This is a genomic window from Pusillimonas noertemannii, assembly GCF_003096595.1.
Lineage (GTDB): Bacteria > Pseudomonadota > Gammaproteobacteria > Burkholderiales > Burkholderiaceae_B > Pusillimonas > Pusillimonas noertemannii.
Window position 1 is genome coordinate 33,262 of sequence record NZ_QEKO01000003.1, and the last position, 14,337, is coordinate 47,598.

Below are 14,337 nucleotides of genomic sequence, written 5' to 3' on the forward strand. Positions count from 1 at the left end.
GTCATGCGCATCTTGGGCCAAGTCTTTGTTGCGATTGATATATTGATCAGTTGGCTGGCCGGTATAGCGTTATGGGGTATGACGCTGGTGCTGTTTGTCAATAGTTTGGCGCGTTACTTCGCCGGCTTCTCGTTCGTGGGCGGCGGGGAGCTGGCGCAATACCTGATGGTATGGCTGGCCTTCCTGGGCAGCTACCTGCTCGTGCGGGTGCAGCGGCACATCACCGTGGATTTATTCGCGGTGGCCTTGCCTCTTCGTGCACGCAAGCTGCTCGACCTCATCGTTGGCATCGTCGGGGCCGTTCTACTGGGCTACATCGCTTGGCTGGGTGCGCAACTCACTCTCCGGATTTTCAACACCGGGCAGGTGATGAGCAGCCTTCCCATCCTGCGCGGCTATCTTTACCTAGCCGTGCCGGTGGGTTGTGGACTGATGTCGTTGGCCTACATATTCCAGGTATTCGTCCTACTGCTAGGCGGCCAATTGCCACGGCAAGAGGACTATGGGCTCACGTCCGAGATACCGGATGTTGAGCTTGAAAATGCGCATGACAGGAGTGGAGCATAATGCCGGCAACCCTATTGATCGTCACGTTACTGGCGTTACTTATATTCTCTTTTCCTATTTTTATCGCCATACTCGCCGGCACCGTTCTGTCCTTCGAAACGATGGGCGCTGCCATCCCTGGATTGGTGTTGCCCCAAAGGATGGCAGAGGGATTAAACGTATTCGCCCTCTTGGCCGTTCCGCTATTTATATTTGCAGCGGATATCATCGGTAGGGGCTTGATCGGAAAGAGATTAGTAGAGCTCATGGAAAGCATGGTCGGTCACCTGCGCGGAGGCGTGGCCATCGCGACGGTTCTGTCGTGCGCGTTCTTTGGTGCCATCTCCGGCATAGGGGCGGCCGCGATAGTCAGTATTGGACCTATTGTTTATCCTGCCATGCGTCGCCTGGGTTACTCGCAGAGCTTCAGTGTCGGCTTAATCCTGTCTGCAGCCACACTATCGATGCTCATTCCGCCGGGTGTGGCGATGATTCTTTATTCTGTGCAGACGTCTAATTCCGTGGCACAGGTATTTTTGGCCGGGCTATCGAGCGGTGTAATTTACGTTGTTTTCCTCTCGGCATGGGCATATTTGTATGCGAGGCGGAATAACATCGCCACGCAAAACGCGGCGACCGTGGCAGAGCGATTCTTGCGATTGCGGCGCGCTGGCTGGGCGCTCGGGCTGCCTGCGGTCATCTTTGGCGGAATCTACGGAGGCGTTTTTACCCCGACCGAGGCTGCCGCTGTGGCGTGTGTCTATGCCGCCTTGGTAGAGACGTTGGTATATCGACAGGTGACGTTGCAGGATTTATTCAAAATTACACGACCGTCGGCCATCATGATTGCCGCACTGCTGATTCTTATTTCGGTTGGCAGCTTGATGACGTGGTATCTCACTGTCGAGAATATACCTGATCAGATTGCCGCCTTACTTGGTGGTGTATCCGAGGGCGCTGTACTGGCAATGATTAACGTGTTGTTTCTGCTCGTGGGCATGTTTGTCGACCCCAATTCCGCAGTGATCATATTGGCGCCACTGATTCATCCTACGATACTCGCATTGGGTCTGGACGGCATTCACCTGGGCGCGGTCGTCGTCTTCAACCTTGCAGTTGGCATGGTTACTCCCCCCTTTGGGCTCAATATCTTTATTGCCATGCCGACATTCCGCATTTCTTATTTGGAGATCCTCAAAGGTGTATGGCCGTTCATTATTTTGAGTCTCGTGGTTCTGCTCATCATTACATACATTCCTGTTTTGACGACATGGCTGCCCCATCTATTACATAGTTGAGGGCTGTTGGAAGCATAAAAGGGCTTAGCGGAGTAGATAATGGTTCTTCCTAGAATCAAGGTGCTTGCTCTCGGTGGCACCATTGCAATGACCGAAAGCGCGGAGGGTGGAGTAGTCCCCACTCTTAATGGCGACATGCTTGTCAAGGCTGTGCCTTTGCTCGGCAGTTTGGCCGATATTGAGGCAGTCTCATTTCGCCAGCTACCCGGAGCGCATCTGAGCTACGACGATCTGAGCGCCCTGGCCGCCGCGATCGAAGCTGCTGTGGCGGCCGGGGCGCGCGGTATTGTGGTCACCCAAGGCACGGATACGATTGAAGAAACCGTATTCGCGCTTGATCGCTTGCTGGACGTTGATGCGCCCGTCATCGTCACGGGGGCCATGCGCAATCCGACGCTGCCTGGGGCGGACGGGCCGGCCAATCTGCTCGCCTCTGTGCAGGTCGCCTGCAGCGACGAGGCGAGGGGGATGGGCGGTCTGGTTGTATTCAGCGACGAGATCCACGCGGCTAGGTTTGTACGCAAGACGCATACCAGCAGCACGGGCGCCTTCTCGTCTCCCCTGGCGGGACCGATAGGCTGGGTGTGTGAAGGCCGCGTGCGAGTCGTCAACAGAATCCAAAAGGTGGCGGCGGTGGGCCGCGGCGCCGACCTGGTCGATGTCGCGGTAGGACTTCTGCCGATTTCCCTGGGCGACGATGCGCGGATGGTCGAGGCGGCGTGCGCTGCACGTTTAGCGGGATTGGTGGTGGATGCCCTGGGAGGAGGTCACGTGCCCGCGGCCGTGTCCAATGCGCTCCAGGCCGCGGCTTCCCATATGCCGATCGTTCTGGCATCGCGTACGGGTGATGGCGAAGTCCTTCGCGGCACCTACGGGTTCAAAGGAAGCGAAATGGATCTGTTGCAAGGCGGGCTGGTGCGGGCTGGCTGGCTGGACGGTAGAAAGGCCAAGGTCTTGCTGACGCTTTTGCTGCGTGCCGGAAAGCCCGGGCGCGAGGCGGTAGACGCGGCTTTCCGCCCATGGGGTGGCGGGAGCGCCTGACGACAGGAGCGACCGCTGGGGCCTGGGCGGCTACAGCAAGAACACCGTCGCCAGGCCTAAGAAGATGAAGAAGCCCAGCGAATCCGTAAAGAAGGTGAGCAGCACCGACGAGCCCATGGCCGGGTCCTTGCCCACGCGGTCGCGGATAAGGGGGATGAGCACCCCCACCGCGGCTCCGATCAGCATATTGCCTATCATCGCCGCCATCATCACCACGGCAATCGACCATGAGTCCGAAATGTACCAGGCGAACACCGCCGCCACGATGCTGCCACAGACCCCCACCAGCAGCGTGATCATCAGCTCGCGCTTGACCAGTTGCCAGATGTTCGAGCTGTTTACCCGGCCCACCGCCAGCGCGCGGATGACGAGCGTCATGGTCTGGTTGCCCGAGTTGCCCCCTATGCCCGCCACGATGGACATCAGGAAGGCCAGCACTACGATATGGCTGACCGTGCCCTCGAAGCGCGAGGCGACGAAGGCCGCGGTAGAGGCGGTGAAAAGATTGACGAGCAGCCAGGGCGCCCGGTTGCGAAGGGCATTGAGGGTGGGGGCGAAGATGTCTTCTTCCTGCAGGCCCGCGCGCGACAGCGCCTGTTCCTGCGAGTCTTCTTGTATGACGTCGACCACCTCGGCGATGGTGACACGGCCGATGAGCCGCCCCTGGTCGTCGATGACCGGGGCCGAGACGAGGTCGTAGCGCTCGAAGGCCCCGGCTGCGTCGGCGTCGGAATCGAGCGGGTTCAGGGTGAGATAGTCGGTGTCCATTACCTGCGAGACTTCCATCTCGGGCTCGCTGACCAGCAGCCTGGACAGTGCCAGCGTGCCGCGCAGGCGGTCCTGGCGGTCGACGACGAAGATCTGGTCGGTGTGGTCGGGCAGCTCTTGCAGGCGGCGCAGATAACGCAGCACCACCTCGAGCGACACGTCCTCGCGCACGCGCACCATTTCGAAATCCATGATGGCGCCCACGGTGTCCTCGGGGTAGCCCATGGCTTCGATCAGCTGCGCGCGCTCTTCGTCTGTAAGGCCTTTTTGCACCTCGGCCACCACGTCGGGCGGCAGGTCGGGCACCAGGTCGGCCAGCTCGTCCGTATCCATGGTGCCGGTGGCGGCCACCAGGTCCTGCAGGTCCATCGACTTGATGAGCGACTCGCGCGCCCAGTCATCCACTTCGAGCAGCACGTCGGCGTCATGCTCGGAGTCGACCAGCTGCCAGACCGCCTGGCGTTCATGTTCGGGCAGCGACTCGAGGATGAAGGCGATGTCCGACGGGTGCAGGTCGTTGACGATGTCCCGTATCTCGCTTTCGTGCTGGCGGTGCAGCATGCCTTCCAGCAGATTGGATCGTTCGTCGGCCTCGTACTGGCGGCGCGCCAGCGCCTCGACCACCTCTTGTCGTTTAAGAATGGCCTGCAGGCGTTGCAGGGCAAGCTGGGCGTCCTCGGGGTCGAGCCGTCGCGGGATGGTGATGGGACCGTCTTGGGGCCTGACTTGCGTATCCGACATAGGCAACCTTGTTGATGAATCTGGGTCGGGATGGCGTAGCTCGCCGGGGGCGGCGCCCCGGACGGGGCGGCGGGCCTGCGGCGCCGAGGTGGCCCGCTATTGTAGCGGAAGCACGCCGGCCAGCGAGGGGCGTGAAAGGAAGGGGTCAGTCGCCTTCGGAGGGCTGGGCCAGGCGGCGGCGAGCGAGTTCGACCCAGTAGCTTGCGCCCAGGGGAAGCACTTCGTCGTTGAAATCGTAGCTGCTGTTGTGCAGCATGCAGGGGCCCAACCCATGCCCGCTGCCGCGGTGGTCGCCATGGCCGTTGCCTATCCAGACATAGCAGCCGGGTTTTTCTTTGAGCATGAAGGCGAAGTCTTCGGCTCCCATGGAGGGCGCGCGGGCCAGTTCGACCTTGTCGGCGCCCACGATGTCTTGCAGCACCTGGGCGCAGAAGGCCGCCTCGCCCGCATTGTTGATGGTGGGCGGGTAGCGGCGGTGGAAGTCGAACTGGACCGAACAGTTCAGGGCCTGGCAGGTGAGCGTGGCGATTTCGCGCGTGCGCCGCTCGATGAGGTCGATGGCGCCGTCGCTGAAGGTGCGGACCGTGCCGCGCATGACGGCCTCGTCGGGGATAACGTTGTCGGCCGAGCCGCTGTGGATCTGGGTAATGCTGAGCACAGCGGGATCAAGCGGATCGACTTCGCGGGTGATGATGGTCTGGAACGCCTGGGCCAGCTGCACGGCGGCCATGACCGGGTCGTGGCCCAGGTTGGGCATGGCCGCATGCGCACCCTTGCCGCGGATGGTGATTTCGAAGGTGTTGCTGGACGCCATGACCGGCCCGTCGTGCACCGCGAAGGCCCCGGCGTCGATGCCGGGCCAGTTGTGCATGCCGAAGACTGCTTCCATGGGAAACTGCCGGAACACGCCGTCGTCGATCATTTTTTTTGCGCCGCTGAAGCCTTCTTCGGCGGGCTGGAAAATGACATACACCGTGCCGGGGAAATCGCGATGCTGGGCCAGGTAGCGGGCGGCGGCAAGCAGCATGGCCGTATGGCCGTCGTGACCGCAGGCGTGCATGACGCCGGCGTGCTTGCTGGCGTGGGAAAAAGTATTGGCCTCTTGCATGGGCAGGGCGTCCATGTCGGCGCGCAGGCCGATGGCGCGCCCCGTTTGGGTAGCCCCCTGGATGACGCCGACCACTCCGGTGATTCCGAGCCCCTTGTGCGTGGGGATGCCCCACGACTCGAGCAGGCGCGCCACCAGGTCGGCCGTGCGGACCTCTTCGTAGGCGAGCTCGGGGTGGGCATGGATGTCGCGACGGATGTCGGCCATTTCGGCTTGCCAACCGACGATGGGTTCGACTAATTTCATGAAACCGGATCCTGAAGTGCTTGACGATAAACTGTACCTTGATCACAGCGTATCATCAACGCCGATTCAACAAGACAACCATCCCGCCGCCAAATGGGGGAAAGCGAGGAGCAATGCAGCAACCCTGGATCGCGCATTATCCCGAGGGCGTGCCGGCCCGCATCAGCACCGAGGGCTATCAGTCGCTGCCCGACCTGATCGGGCAGGCTTGCAAGAAGCATGGCCAGCGTCGCGCCGCGGTATTCATGGGCAGCGACCTCAGCTACGACCAGCTCGACCGCCATGCCGACGCGGTCGCCGCCTGGGTGCAGGCCCAGGGCTTGCCCGCGGGCAGCCACGTGGCGCTGATGATGCCCAATGTGATGGCCTACCTGCCCATAATGGTGGGGGTGCTGCGCGCCGGCATGGTGCTGGTCAACATCAATCCCATGTATACCGCGTCCGAGTTGCGCCATCAGCTCGAAGACGCCCGCGTCGACATGATTTTCATCTTCGAAAGCTTCGCCGCCACGCTCGGCAAGGTCGACCAGGCGCTGCGGCCCGGCAAGGTGGTGCTGGTGTCGGTCGGCGACCTGCTGGGCCTGAAGGGCATGGTGCTGAACTTTGCCGCGCGCCATATAAAACGCATGGTGCCCGCGCACCCCCTGCAGGGCGCGATCTCGTTCGGCCAGGTTCTGCGGCAGGGCGCAGGGGCCCCGTTTTCCGCCCCCGAGCAGAGTCTGGACGACGTCGCCGTGCTGCAGTACACCGGCGGCACCACGGGCAGACCCAAGGGGGCCATGCTGACGCACGGCAACCTGGTGGCCAACGTGCTGCAGATGCAGGCGGTGGCCCGCCCGGTGCTGGGGCCCGAATGCGGGGCCGGCATGGTGATGCTTACCGCCCTGCCGCTGTATCACATTTTTGCCTTCACGGTCTGCGGCCTGTTCGCCATGCACGCCGGCATGTGCAGCGTGCTTATTGCCGACCCCCGCAAGCTGGATACCATTCTCGCGGCCTGGCGGCGCGACCCGGTATCGATATTTCCCGCCGTGAACACGCTGTTCAACGGCCTGCTGAACAAGCCCGAGTTTGCGCAGTTGGACTTTTCGGCGCTGCGCCTGTGCTTTGGCGGTGGGGCGGCGGTGCAGAAGGCGGTGGCCGAACGCTGGCACAAAGTAACCGGCCTGCCGCTGATCGAGGGCTATGGGCTTTCAGAGACCTCGCCGGTGGCCATCGTGAACCCCACCAATGCCACCGAATATTCAGGCGACATCGGGCTGCCGCTGCCCTCCACCGACGTGGTCATGCTTGACGGCAACGAGCGCGAAATGCCGCTTGGCGAGGCCGGCGAGGTGTCGATCCGCGGGCCGCAGGTCATGAAGGGCTACTGGAACATGCCCGAGGAAACGCGGGCCTCGTTTTCGGCCGAGGGCTATTTCAAGACCGGCGACATCGGCATCATGAGCCCTGAAGGCCGGGTGCGCATCATCGACCGCAAAAAAGACATGATCCTGGTGTCGGGCTTCAATGTCTATCCCAACGAGGTTGAGCAGGTGATCATGCAGCACCCCGGGGTGCTCGAATGCGTGGTGGTCGGCGTGCCCAGCGCTGAAAGCGGCGAGATGGTCAAGCTGTTCGTGGTCAAGAAGGACCCCGCCCTGACCGAGGCCGAACTGCGCGAATGGTGCGCGCGCCACCTTACCGGCTACAAGCGGCCGCATGAAATCGAGTTTCGCAAGGAACTGCCCAAGAGCAATACGGGCAAGCTGCTGCGGCGCGTATTGCGCGACGAGGCCGAGAAAGGGGCGGGCGCCTGACGGGGCGCTTGGCCTCTTTGAGTTCTTTGACTGGGCGATGGGCGCGCTGCGCAGCGCGCCCATCGCCCTGAGAAGGGCCGGGTTCCTGCCGGAAATTCAACGGGCTTTCAGATGCGGCCCGATCATGGCGTCGAGGGCGCCGGCAATATGCGTATTGCCGGCGTACACATAGCCGCCTCGCGGCCAGGGTTCGGCATGCCGCATGTCTTGCGCAATGCCGCCAGCTTCGCGCACGATCAGGGTGCCGGCGGCCACGTCCCAGGGCGCCAGCCCCATTTCCCAGTAGCCGTCGTAGCGCCCGCAGGCGACCCAGGCCAGATCGAGGGCGGCCGAGCCCATGCGGCGCACGCCCCGCGAGGCGGGCAGGGCTGCGTGCAGGGTGGGCATGTATTCTTCGGCGAACGAAAAATCCCGGAAGGGAAAGCCCGTGGCCAGGACGGCTTCGGAGAGGCTCTCGGCTTGCGAGCATGAAAGGCGGTGTTCGTTCAGCCATGCGCCCACGCCGTGCATGGCGGTGAAGAGTTCTTCGCGGTTGGGATCGTAGACGACGCCGATCACCGGAGTGTCGGCCTCGAGCGGCCGGTCGCCGTCGACGATGGCGCCGGCATGGGCGACAAGCCCGATCGACACCGCGTAGTGGGGAATGCCGTGCAGGAAGTTGGTGGTGCCGTCGAGCGGGTCGATATACCACGTGGCAGCGCCGCCGGATTGCCCGCCTGATTCTTCGGCTACGATGCTGAATTCGGGCGTGCTTTCTTGCAATTGCTCGATGATGGCCGCCTCGGCATCGCGGTCGGCCTGAGAGACCAGGTCGTTGCGGGCCTTTTTATCGATGACAAGGTCTGAACGGCGCAATGAGTGCGCCTGAAGTATGGCGGCACCGGTACGCGCGGCCGAAATGGCGGCATTGAGATATTCGCTGAGATGAAACTGAGACGAAGGCATACGCAGGCAGGCAAGCAGGCAGTGAAAGACATTAGTGTACGCAACATTGCCGGCATCGTCGCGCCGCGCGCGCAATGCGGTCTTGCCAAGCATGGCGGCGGGGCACGGGTCCCGGTCATGGTCCGAGTGCCCGCATGAGCGGCCGTTTCAGCCCCCTGGCGCCCGCCAGCCTGTTCCTGGACGCTACGGGAACCCCGTTCAGCGAGCGCTACCAGGACGTCTACCATGCGCGCAACGGGGCATTGGAGCAGGCGCGCCAGGTGTTCCTGCGAGGCAATGGGCTGCCGGAGCGATGGCATGGCCGTGCTTCGTTCACGGTTTGCGAAACCGGCTTCGGGCTGGGCAGGAACTTCCTGGCGCTGTGGCAGGCCTGGCGGGACGATCCGCAGCGTTGCGGCCGCCTGCATGTATTGTCGTTCGAGGCCCATCCCTTTTCGGCCGCCGACCTGGCTGTGGCATCACGCGAACTGCCCGCTGACCTGCGCGATGCGGCCGGCCAGCTCGTGCGGGCCTGGCCTGTGTTGCTGCCCGGCGTGCACCGTCTTGAGTTCGAAGGGGGGCGGCTGACGCTGACGCTGATCTTCGGCCGTATAGAACAGACCGCGCGCGAGGCGCAGGCGGGCGTCGACGCGTTCTTCCTGGACGGTTTCGCCGCGGCCAGAAACCCTGAAATGTGGTCGCCGGCCTTGTTCGGCCAATTGGTGCGGCTGGCGCGCCCCGAGGCGACGGCCGCAACCTGGTGCGCCAGCGGCGATGTGCGCAGGGCGTTGCGGGACGCGGGTTTCCTGGTCAGCAGGGCGCCGGGCTTGGGCGGCAAATGGCAAACGACCCGGGCCGTGCTGCGGCCCGGGCTGGGCCGGGGCCTGGAGGCGGCGGAGCCGGGGCCCGTGCTGGTAGTGGGGGCGGGTCCGGCCGGCGCGGGCATGGCCCGGGCGCTGGCCATGCGGGGCCGCCAGGTGGTGGTGGCCGATCCCCAGCTGGCTGGGGGAAGAGGCGCCAGCCATCGCGGGCACCTGGCGGCCGCCCTGACGCCGCTCGTTTCACGCGACGACGACCTGAGGGCCCGCCTCAGCCGGGCCGGCGTGCTGCGCGCGCTGCATCGCTGGCAGTCACTGCCCGGCTCCGCCCGGCCGCAGCGCGTGGGCACTGTCGAGCTGCTTCGGGACGCCTCGCAGGACGAGCAGCGCCGCCTCACGCTTCAGACCATGGGCTTTCCCGAGGAATGGGTGCGGTGGATGGATGCGGGCGAAGTGTCGCGGCGGGTGGGCCTGCCTATCAACCGGCCGGGGATATTCTTCGCTGACGGACAGCTCGTCCGTCCCGAGCCATTGCTCGACGCCTTGCTGGATCATGCCCGCATCGATTGCCGGGCGACGCGCATCCTGCGCCTTCAGCGGGAAGGCGCGGGCTGGCTGGCGCAGGGCGACGACGGGCAAGTCTTTTCCATGGCGACCGTAGTCCTGGCCAACGCCTCCGAGGCGGCCGCCTTGCTGTCGACGTGCCCGGACGTGGTGGAACTGCCCAAATTGCGCGCCGGCTGGCGTCTTGCGGGCCAGGTCAGCTATTTTCGGCCGGACGCCGCGGCGCATGACCCCGCCACGGTGCTGAGCGCAGAGGGGTATTGGCTGCCGCAAGTGGATGGCGTGAATGTGGGCGGCAGCACCTATCTGCCCAATGCGGCCGCCAGCGAAGTAACGGATTCGGGCCACCGCTTCATTTCGGAACAGGTGGCCGACATGCTGGGGGTGGATGCCGGCCGGGTCGGGGAATGGCTGGCCGAGGGGGCGGGGTGGGCAGGCTGGCGGGCGGTGGTGGCCGGGCGTCTGCCGGTGTTTGGGCCGGTGCCGAAAGCGCCGGGCCTGTGGCTTGCTTGCGCCTATGGCTCGCGCGGGTTGACGTGGGCCGCGCTGGCCGGAGACCTGCTCGCCGCGAGCCTGGAGGGCGAACCTCTGCCCCTGGAGCGTACACTGCAAAACGCCGTGGCGCCTCGCTGAACAGGCCCTGCGGAAGCCCGAATGGAGCCCGCTGAGCGAAGTCATTTTATTTTATAGCGTAAATCCGTCAAAATAATGTCTTTTGAATGCTTTACAGGCTATTGCCGAGGATTGCGCTGTGCCGCCCAAGTCTGAACTTGCCCACGTGACGCAACTTGACTCCCTGCAGTTCTTGACGGCGAAGTCCACCCACGCGGTGTTCGCCTTCGAGGATTCCGAGTTGCAGCTCGAAATAGAAGCGACCGCGCCCGGCGTATACCGGCTGCGATGCGCGCCCGCCTCCGTCCTTAACAACGACAAGCCCAGCGCAAGGGCCCGCGCGCATGCCGAAATGCTGCTCGCGCGCCAGGAGCCTGTAAGCGAACTGGCCGTTTCGTCCATACCCGGCAAGCAGGGGTGGCGTCTCGAACAGGGCGACATTGCGCTCGAAATCGCCGTTGCGCCCTTACAGATCGGCCTGTATCGCGGCCAGGAATGCCTTGCGCGCACGGGCGAGCCCGCGCTGCAGCACGGCGACGTCCAGGCCGACCCGGCCTGGCGGCTTTGTTTCGAGCTTGACGCCGACGATTCCATATACGGCCTGGGTGAAACCGCCGGCGACCTCGATCGTCGCGGCCAGAGCCTGGCGTCCGACTCCCCGCAGGCGCGTGCCTTGCCTTTGGCCTGGAGCCCGCGTGGCTGGGGCCTGTATGTGAACAGCCTGGGGCGGGTTGAGCACGATGTGGCGGCTCATGACCCCGACCTCTACGAGCTTACCTCGCATGCGGCGGTGCTCGACGTCTTCCTGTTCGCGGGCGAGCCCGGCGAAATCGTCAACCAGTACACTGCCCTTACAGGCAGGGCCGGCCAGCCCTGCCTATGGCCCATGGGGGTCTGGCTGGATCAGGCTCCGGGGCAGTCCATCGACGAACTGCACGCCGCGGCGCAGCGCATGCGCGCCGATGAATTCGCCTTCGACGCGGTCAGGCTGGGGCCGCCCGCCGCCTATGGCTTCCAGGCCGACAAGCCCGTGTTCGAGTGGAACGAGGGCCGGGTGCCCGATCCGCGTGCCCTGCTGACCCGCTTCCAGGACATCCACCTGCAAGTGGCGGCGCCGTCCTTTCCCGGTGTATTGGCCGGCACGCCGTTGTTCGACGAATGGGAAGACCGCGGCTGGCTGCTTGCCGACGATTCCGGCGGGGCATATGTCTTTGCCGGCTCCGAGGCCAGCGGGGGCAAGCCCTTCGGGCTGCTCGACCTTACCTACAAAGATGTCTACAAGCTGTGGGCAGAACGGCAGCGCCAGGTCTTTGACGAGGGCCTGGGGGCTCCCGACTGCGATGCCCAGTTCGACATTCCCGACGGCGTGTCCGCCCGGGGCGGAGAAACCGGCGCGCAGCTTCGCACCATTTATCCGCTTCTGGCGCGCCAGGCCTTGTTCGATGCCGTGGCGGGCCATAAGACACCGCAAGAAGGCGTCATCTTCAGTACCGACCTCTTCCCCGGCGTACAGCGTTATGCCTGGCAGGCGGCGCCTCGCGTCGACAACAGCTGGCAGGGCCTGGCCCACACACTCCGTACGGCGCTTGCCGTGGGCAATAGCGGTGTCACCGCGCAACTGCATGGCGTGGGCTGCGCCCACGCATCCACCGCCGACATGACCCCCGAGCTGTATGCCCGCTGGCTTGCCGCAGCCGTGTTCTCGGCGAATTTCAGCTTCCAGGGCCTGCCGCAACTGCTGCCGCAAGGCTTTGACGAGGCAACCCGCGCTCTGGTGCGGCACTGGCTGCAGTGGCGCTACCGCCTTATCCCCTACGTGCTAGGCATTATCGAAGACGCCGTGCGCACGGGCCTGCCGGTGCAACGCTCCATGCCGCTGGCTTTCCCCGCCGACGTCATGGCCCATGTGTGGGACACGCAATACCTGCTTGGGCCGGCCCTGCTGGTCGCGCCGGTATTGCAGCCCGGCACCCAGCATAAGGTCTACCTGCCCGCCGGCGATGCCTGGTGGGATCTGAGCACGGGCCAGCGCTACGAAGGCGGCAGCGTGCTTTCCGTCGAGGTCGAACTCGACAGCCTGCCGGTGTTCGGCCGCGAGGGCCACATGCTGTGCCTGGGGCCCGCCGCCCAGCATACGGGCGAGTTCAACTCGGCCCGCATCCTCGATGAAGTCTGGATGTTCGGCATGCCCGAGCACAGCCCGGTCGTCATGCGCAACAAGATCCGCGTAATGCAGATGCAGGGCTCCAGCTATATCAAGGGACTCGAGGGGCTCAAGATACTTCCTTCCGAAGGGCTCGAGGTCAAGCGCCGCGGTGCCGAGGTGCGCATCTCGCGTGTTCGCTGAAGTGGCGGGGTCCCTGGCTCTACTCCGTGAGCGGGTAGAGCCAGTCTGGCAAGGTAGGGTAGAACTTTCTGCACCAACACTTTCTTGACAGCGCCTTAAAAACCACCCATAATTATGGTCTTTGGTTTTTAGCGGGTTGGTAGCTCAGTTGGTAGAGCACCGGACTTTTAATCCGTTGGTCCCGGGTTCGAGCCCCGGCCAACCCACCATTAAACCTAAAGGAAACAAAGCCGCAGACAATGCGGTTTTTTTCTTGGGCAGGGGGCGCGTTGCGTGCCCAATCTTATCCAGCCGATTTAAATGCTTTTGCCAGCCCCTGGAGGCTGGCATTTTGTTTTTTGTAAGATTACACTTAACAAAGGTAACCAAACATTAGCTTGATGTGATTCCAGGAGATCGCTATGAGTGCCATCCCAACTATATCCATCAAGCTTTATCTCTTTGGCGTAAGCTGCCTGGGGTTGCTGGCTTGGCTTATCTGGCGTGACGGCAAAAGATAAGCTGCAGCGCCGTTTCCGCGGGCGCCGCTGACGCAGGCCCGCAAGCTGCTTTACGGACGCTACCGCGTCTGGCGGTTGCGCCATTCCAAGGCCAGGAAACACGCCAGCTTGCCGCGGGGGCGGCGTTACGCTGCTACGACAGCGTGCAGCAGTTCATTCTTGCGCTCGGTCATTTGTGCGAGTATTTCCCGCAGCTCGATTTTCTTCGAAATGACCTTAGGAAAAAGCTCCTCTTCTTCCTCCTTGACGTGGTGCGCCACGTATTCGCCCAGCACCTTCACTTTTGCCTCATAGAGCTCGTCCTTCATGCTCATTTTCTGGATTTGAGAGATGAGCGCCTTTGCGCTTGCGTGCTCGACCAGTGCTTCGTCTAACAGGTCTGCGAAAGCGTCCGGGCTTTGCTTGCGCAAAAACGGATAGAAAATTTCTTCTTCGATCGTCGTATGGGCCGTCAATTCCATACAGACCTCTGATGCAATTTCCTCTTTCGCCGCGTCGCTTTTCTCGGACTCGAAGTCCTTGAACAGTTTTTTGGCTTTCTTGTGGTCGTCCAGCAAAAGACTGAGCACGTCCTTCTGCGCGACGGGTATCTGTGATTTATTCATGCCTATCTCCCTTGACAGGTGGTTGAAACGCCGGATGGCAGGCAAGGGATACAGCAAACATCATGCCCCGGCGCCTGCCTTCTTATTCTTATATAGGTCCGATCTGGCCGCTCGCGCCTTCTCTCCTATAAAATGGCCACAGCATCTTCTGTTGGGTAGGAAAATGGCCATTCAAACCTTGAGCCGATATGGCTTTGCCTTGTTTCTCGTCGCTCTTGTGTCGGGCTGCTCGTTGTGGGGCGGCGGCGATGCATCTTCTGAAACGTCGTATGCCGAACGCCCCAGCGAGTGCCGGTGGAGCCGCAGCAGCTGCATGTACAACGGAAAATACGAGTCCGGCGAAAGGGATTACGCCGAAGAAGAGGCGGCGCGCCTGAACAAGGCGTCTTTGGCAAGGCTGCGCGGCCGATAGGCGCGCTG

11 protein-coding genes and 1 tRNA gene are annotated in these 14,337 nt (G+C 63.1%); 8 read left to right on the forward strand and 4 right to left on the reverse strand.

Going from position 1 to position 14,337, the window contains the following annotated elements:
* Positions 1–3 precede the first annotated feature (3 nt).
* The 3 genes from C7440_RS11315 to C7440_RS11325 are packed head-to-tail and all read left to right on the forward strand — an operon-like array spanning position 4 to position 2,885.
* Positions 4–567 (forward strand): TRAP transporter small permease, encoded by a 564-nt coding sequence (locus tag C7440_RS11315; protein ID WP_116518611.1) that lies wholly within the window; start codon positions 4–6, stop codon positions 565–567.
* The gene (locus C7440_RS11320) at positions 567–1,844 is read left to right on the forward strand and encodes a TRAP transporter large permease (protein ID WP_116518612.1); all 1,278 of its coding nucleotides are present in this window, start codon (positions 567–569) and stop codon (positions 1,842–1,844) included. Before C7440_RS11315 ends, C7440_RS11320 begins: the two co-directional genes overlap by 1 nt.
* A 39-nt stretch (positions 1,845–1,883) precedes the next feature.
* The gene (locus C7440_RS11325) at positions 1,884–2,885 is read left to right on the forward strand and encodes an asparaginase (RefSeq protein WP_116518613.1); all 1,002 of its coding nucleotides are present in this window, start codon (positions 1,884–1,886) and stop codon (positions 2,883–2,885) included.
* A 30-nt stretch (positions 2,886–2,915) separates the two neighbouring features.
* Here the strand turns inward: C7440_RS11325 and mgtE are convergent, their stop codons facing one another.
* Complete coding sequence (gene mgtE, locus C7440_RS11330; protein ID WP_017524739.1) at positions 2,916–4,394, reverse strand: magnesium transporter; 1,479 nt, start codon at positions 4,392–4,394, stop codon at positions 2,916–2,918.
* A gap of 145 nt (positions 4,395–4,539) precedes the next feature.
* Positions 4,540–5,748 carry a M20 aminoacylase family protein gene (locus tag C7440_RS11335; protein ID WP_116518614.1) on the reverse strand — a complete coding sequence of 403 codons (1,209 nt, stop codon included), beginning with the start codon at positions 5,746–5,748 and terminating at the stop codon, positions 4,540–4,542.
* Positions 5,749–5,861: 113 nt separating this feature from the next.
* On the opposite strand from C7440_RS11335, the gene C7440_RS11340 reads away from it, so the two are divergent.
* Positions 5,862–7,547: an AMP-binding protein gene (locus C7440_RS11340; protein WP_116518615.1), complete on the forward strand. Its 1,686-nt coding sequence runs from the start codon at positions 5,862–5,864 to the stop codon at positions 7,545–7,547.
* Positions 7,548–7,643: 96 nt separating this feature from the next.
* Here C7440_RS11340 and C7440_RS11345 read toward each other — a convergent pair whose 3' ends face one another.
* Positions 7,644–8,492 carry an inositol monophosphatase family protein gene (locus tag C7440_RS11345; protein ID WP_165832586.1) on the reverse strand — a complete coding sequence of 283 codons (849 nt, stop codon included), beginning with the start codon at positions 8,490–8,492 and terminating at the stop codon, positions 7,644–7,646.
* Positions 8,493–8,626: 134 nt separating this feature from the next.
* On the opposite strand from C7440_RS11345, the gene mnmC reads away from it, so the two are divergent.
* From mnmC to C7440_RS11360, 3 genes are all read left to right on the forward strand, one after another.
* Complete coding sequence (mnmC, locus tag C7440_RS11350) at positions 8,627–10,486, forward strand: bifunctional tRNA (5-methylaminomethyl-2-thiouridine)(34)-methyltransferase MnmC2/FAD-dependent 5-carboxymethylaminomethyl-2-thiouridine(34) oxidoreductase MnmC1 (RefSeq protein WP_116518617.1); 1,860 nt, start codon at positions 8,627–8,629, stop codon at positions 10,484–10,486.
* A 118-nt stretch (positions 10,487–10,604) separates the two neighbouring features.
* Positions 10,605–12,812 carry a glycoside hydrolase family 31 protein gene (locus C7440_RS11355; protein WP_116518618.1) on the forward strand — a complete coding sequence of 736 codons (2,208 nt, stop codon included), beginning with the start codon at positions 10,605–10,607 and terminating at the stop codon, positions 12,810–12,812.
* A gap of 133 nt (positions 12,813–12,945) precedes the next feature.
* Positions 12,946–13,021 (forward strand) — tRNA-Lys (locus C7440_RS11360).
* Between the two features lie 416 nt (positions 13,022–13,437).
* Here the strand turns inward: C7440_RS11360 and C7440_RS11365 are convergent.
* Positions 13,438–13,917, reverse strand: a complete 480-nt coding sequence (locus C7440_RS11365; RefSeq protein WP_026067986.1) for a hemerythrin domain-containing protein — start codon at positions 13,915–13,917, stop codon at positions 13,438–13,440.
* Between the two features lie 163 nt (positions 13,918–14,080).
* Between C7440_RS11365 and C7440_RS11370 the strand changes: the two genes are divergently transcribed.
* Entirely contained in the window at positions 14,081–14,329 is a 249-nt protein-coding gene (locus C7440_RS11370; protein WP_017524732.1) for a hypothetical protein, read from the forward strand.
* Positions 14,330–14,337: the final 8 nt, after the last annotated feature.

Coding starts and splice junctions, on each gene's coding strand:
- C7440_RS11315 (WP_116518611.1), top strand. CDS start 4: ATGCGCATCTTGGGCCAAGTCTTTGTTGCGATTGATATATTGATCAGT.
- C7440_RS11320 (WP_116518612.1), top strand. CDS start 567: ATGCCGGCAACCCTATTGATCGTCACGTTACTGGCGTTACTTATATTC.
- C7440_RS11325 (WP_116518613.1), top strand. CDS start 1,884: ATGGTTCTTCCTAGAATCAAGGTGCTTGCTCTCGGTGGCACCATTGCA.
- mgtE (WP_017524739.1), bottom strand. CDS start 4,394: ATGTCGGATACGCAAGTCAGGCCCCAAGACGGTCCCATCACCATCCCG.
- C7440_RS11335 (WP_116518614.1), bottom strand. CDS start 5,748: ATGAAATTAGTCGAACCCATCGTCGGTTGGCAAGCCGAAATGGCCGAC.
- C7440_RS11340 (WP_116518615.1), top strand. CDS start 5,862: ATGCAGCAACCCTGGATCGCGCATTATCCCGAGGGCGTGCCGGCCCGC.
- C7440_RS11345 (WP_165832586.1), bottom strand. CDS start 8,492: ATGCCTTCGTCTCAGTTTCATCTCAGCGAATATCTCAATGCCGCCATT.
- mnmC (WP_116518617.1), top strand. CDS start 8,627: ATGAGCGGCCGTTTCAGCCCCCTGGCGCCCGCCAGCCTGTTCCTGGAC.
- C7440_RS11365 (WP_026067986.1), bottom strand. CDS start 13,917: ATGAATAAATCACAGATACCCGTCGCGCAGAAGGACGTGCTCAGTCTT.
- C7440_RS11370 (WP_017524732.1), top strand. CDS start 14,081: ATGGCCATTCAAACCTTGAGCCGATATGGCTTTGCCTTGTTTCTCGTC.